At 48.2% G+C, this 3,935-nt stretch carries 6 protein-coding genes; 1 reads left to right on the top strand and 5 read right to left on the bottom strand.

Annotated features, from left to right (window positions below; genetic code table 11):
* The 5 genes from V3S16_RS12760 to V3S16_RS12740 form a co-directional block, all read right to left on the bottom strand.
* On the bottom strand, window positions 1-404 hold a 404-nt coding region (locus tag V3S16_RS12760; protein ID WP_413885519.1), incomplete at its 3' end, for a VOC family protein.
* A 92-nt stretch (window positions 405-496) separates the two neighbouring features.
* Window positions 497-1,420: an amidohydrolase family protein gene (locus V3S16_RS12755; protein ID WP_413885517.1), complete on the bottom strand. Its 924-nt coding sequence runs from the start codon at window positions 1,418-1,420 to the stop codon at window positions 497-499.
* A 20-nt stretch (window positions 1,421-1,440) separates the two neighbouring features.
* A complete protein-coding gene (locus V3S16_RS12750; protein WP_413885515.1) occupies window positions 1,441-1,863 on the bottom strand; it encodes a RidA family protein in 423 nt (140 codons plus the stop codon).
* Between the two features lie 81 nt (window positions 1,864-1,944).
* Window positions 1,945-2,433 carry a hypothetical protein gene (locus V3S16_RS12745; RefSeq protein WP_413885513.1) on the bottom strand — a complete coding sequence of 163 codons (489 nt, stop codon included), beginning with the start codon at window positions 2,431-2,433 and terminating at the stop codon, window positions 1,945-1,947.
* On the bottom strand, window positions 2,434-3,090 hold the full coding sequence (locus tag V3S16_RS12740; protein WP_413885511.1) for a nitroreductase family protein: 657 nt from the start codon (window positions 3,088-3,090) through the stop codon (window positions 2,434-2,436).
* 337 nt (window positions 3,091-3,427) lie between these two features.
* Between V3S16_RS12740 and V3S16_RS12735 the strand changes: the two genes are divergently transcribed.
* Window positions 3,428-3,871: an Lrp/AsnC family transcriptional regulator gene (locus V3S16_RS12735; protein WP_413885509.1), complete on the top strand. Its 444-nt coding sequence runs from the start codon at window positions 3,428-3,430 to the stop codon at window positions 3,869-3,871.
* The last annotated feature ends 64 nt before the right edge of the window (window positions 3,872-3,935 follow it).

Raw genomic sequence — 3,935 nt, 5'->3', positions numbered from 1 at the left:
ATTTCTGTCAAAACCCCATGGGTCGCCGCAGGATGGATAAAAGCAAAATTTCTCTCATACTCAGCGAACCATCTGGGTTTCTGATCGATCAGCCTTACCTTATTTTTCTTTAACTGTTCCAGGGATTCCTCACAGTTATCTACGTTATAACTTATGATCATAACGCCTTCCCCAGCTCTTTTAACAAATTTTGCTACCTCCCCTGTTCCGTCAAGATCTTCCATGATCTCAATTGCTGTCGGTCCTACCATAAAGCCGGTAACTCTTATCTTTTCGGTCTCGTCAACATACCGGTAAGCTACATCCCAGCCAAAAGCATCAATGTAGCTCTTTTCTGCTTCTTTTACGTCGTTCACTGCGATGCATATATGATCCAGGTAGTTCGCTTTTAGTTTTTCACTCACTTTTTTTCTCCTTATCAAGTCAAGGCACTCCTTGTCGTCCTCGGCATAGATGAAGACTCTTCGTCCGTTGCGGACATACACTTGGAAAAATGTCAGTCAGGAATACCAAAGACTGCCTGGGCAGCCTTCCCCAGCATTATTTCTATCTCCTCTGAAGCGAACTGTACTTCTGTCTTCGGTTCTTTAATTGCATTTAGCCATTCCGCTCGCGGTATTATATTTTCTTGCGACGGCCAATCACTGGCCCACATCATTTTCCAGGGGCCGGCTTCATCCAGCATGTCCCGCAACCAGTTGTAAAACCTTTGCGGACGCATTTTCAGATTCCACTGATGCATCGAGAAATCCGCATAGACATTGTGTAGCAACCTGGCGGCTAACAATGCCTGTTCCCAGGATTCCAGCCCACAATGAGCCATCACAAACTTCACATCAGGATACATTTCAGCTGCCGAGGCAATGTACATCGGCTGGGAACACTCCCAGTGTGCTTCTCCCGCACCCGATCCCAGGATTACGGGTAGTTTCCACTCGGCACATTTTTCATAAAGAGGAAAACAAACAGGATCGTTCGCGTAAAATCCCGCGGCGGGATACAGGCTTAACCCTTTCATGCCCCAGTCAAATATGGCTTCCCGAAATTGCTCTACAGCATCGGGACGTCTGGGGTCTATGGCGAAAAACGGCCAGAAGCGATTGGGATGTCTCTCCGCCACATCCGCGAAAATCCTGTTCTGTTCCCTGTTTGTGACCCGCGGTTCTCCCGTATGCGCGTAAGCCCAATCCACGTTCCAGATAACCGACATGTCTATGCCTGATTGATTCATATTCTCTACCAGTCTGTCGGCAGTCGGATCGACAAAAGGTCTCATATACTTATCGAGATAGTCTTCAGGCGTAATATTTGTCTTGTGCGCCAGATTGTACTTCGCGCTCTCGGCTCTTGCCGCCGCCATCACGTACTTTCCTCTTACCCAACCGGAACCGACGAGGTGCACTTCGGCATCAATAATCATCGCAATGACCTTTCAGGTTCTTATATTTGTTTGGGTTTTATTGCCTCATCGGAGGCACCGGATCCGATGACGGCCGTAGCCTCGACTTCGATCATGGCATCGGGGAAATAAAAACGGCTGACTTCTAGGCCCGTGGTCGCCGGACGGTACTTGCCAAAGTACTTCTTGCGTATTTCAGCTGTTTTACTGGCGAACTCATCAAGATCGGTGACATAAATACCCAGCATGACAATATCACGTAAAGTCGCCCCGACCGATTCCAGGCATTTCTGCAGGTTCTCATAGGTCTTTTCGGTCTGCATGGCCATATCGCCTTGACCAACGATATTACCGTCTTGATCCATAGGTAGTTGCCCGGACACCCAGACAGTATCCCCCACTTTAACGACATGTGAAAACCCGAAAGGCCAGTGTACGTTTTTTGGATTAATCACTTCTCGCATCAAGATCTCTCCCTTTTTGTGTCAATAATAACGCCGCAGGAACCCGGCTCGTCATCAAGAATTAACATTAATTATTCGGGACTAGAAATTTTTCCAATCTGATACGGTCTCGCCAACCTTTTCCGCTGATTCCCAAATACCGCACTTGATTACGCATTCACCTGTTTCCTCATCTACTTCCAGATTGCCGCCCAAAAAAGTTATCTCGTAGCCCAATAATTCCAAAATGCGATCGAAGATCATATTGGTTATCGGACAACAATACGGTTTGACACCGTTCTTTTTGAGCATGACTTCTTTTTCCATGTGCATACAACCTCGAACAACCAGCTTAAGCAAGATACCTTCAGGTCCCTGCTTGTAGCTCGCGTCCTTGACCAAGCCATCCGCCTTCATTTCCTTGATACAGTTATCCACAACTTCTTCGACGGTATTGCCTTGGATTTCTTTCGACTGTATATAATCGATACCCACATATTCCGGTTTCCACATGGACGCCTGAGCCAATTCCTGAAACAAGAGCTCCTCGTGTCTGGCCAAACACTGATTAAAATACGAGGTCTTATTCATCTAATTTCTTTCCTTGTTGCCAAATTTTTCCCAGTGAACCAAATCCTCTAGAGGTTTTTTGGGCCTGGGGTGTTTTCTCTTTTCCAGGGGCCAACCAAAAGCTATGTATGCCTGTATGTGATACTCACCCATTCCAGTGGGTATCCCCAGCAGCTCCTTAAAAATCTTCTTTCTTCGCGTAGGTCCGGCTGGTCCTTCTACCCAGACACCGCCCAGGCCGAGGGCGTGTGCCTCCAAGAGCATATTTTCTATCGCCGCGCACAGGTCATAAGGTGTGTTCAGTGCGTTGACCGTCCCGGCTACGACAATGATGACCGGCGCATTGGTAGCGATCTGCGAGGTTTCACCCGAGTACATCATCCGCATGACGCGTTCCCGGTTTGTTGGATCCTTAACACCTGCGAACCTTTCCTGCAGCCTTCCCATGCCATACTCTGCTGTACAGAAGGCTCCGGTCTCTATCCTTCCCAGCTCACCAATCCTTTTCCTCGTTGCCGGATCCGTGACCACTATAAATATCCAGGGTTGGTCATTCTCTCCGGTAGGCGCCCACCGCCCTGCCTCCAGTACTTTGAACAGCAGCTCATCAGGTATCGGCTCCGGCTTGTATCGCCTGATGCTCTTTCTGGTCGATATGACATCCAGGATGTCACCCATGATTACCTCCTCCAGGTTTGCTTGATCCAGGGCCATAATAATCAAGCTAGCACGATCTCTCAGCTGTATCAACAATATGATTAATATTAACGTCTTTTTTAATCATTATGATCACCTTATTGATCAATATGATCAATATACACGGCATTTGCGGGTCAGTTGGTTCAGCCTGGACCAACAGCGACCTGCAGGAGTGCGGCCACCGATGAAGCTCCTACTCTGTTGCAAAGGGTTGCCGTTGCCGTCTCTACCATCGCTCTGCTTTCCTTGCAATTAGGAGCACGTTTTCGCTATAGACTGAGCAGAATATGCTACCTTCCGAGCAGAGGTGGACACAATGGACGTAATAGATAAGCAGTTAGTTCAGTTATTGGAAAAAGATGCTACTCAGAGCAGCAAAGTGCTGGCGGCGAAGCTTGACGTCAGCGCCGCCACTGTACGCCGCAGGACAGCGAACCTGGTCAAAAATAACGTGATTCGCCTCGTGGCGGTCGTTGACCCTGAAAAGGCCGGTTTTCCTTTTGCGGCTGTCCTTTCCCTTGATGTAGAACTGGAGTATTTGGACTCGGCGATACAGCACCTGGATAGACGACCAGAGGTCAGGTGGCTGTGTACCAGTACAGGTAGATCTAATGTGGTAGCCGTGACTCAGTTTGCCAGCCCGGACGAGCTCGCCGATTTTACGAAAGGCGAACTAGCTAGAGTGAAAGGAGTAAAGCATTTAGAAACCGCTATTATCCTGAAGCGAGAAAAGGCGCACTACGTACTGGGAGTATTCTAGGGTAATCTCCTTTGCCATAAACGACATAGTCAATAGCAGTACCGCAGTCAAAATTATTCACCAT

Origin of the sequence: Candidatus Desulfatibia sp. (assembly GCF_036446775.1) — a bacterium.
In the GTDB taxonomy this organism is placed as follows: Bacteria; Desulfobacterota; Desulfobacteria; order Desulfobacterales; family UBA11574; genus Desulfatibia_A.
This window is presented reverse-complemented; position numbering and strand designations above follow the sequence as displayed.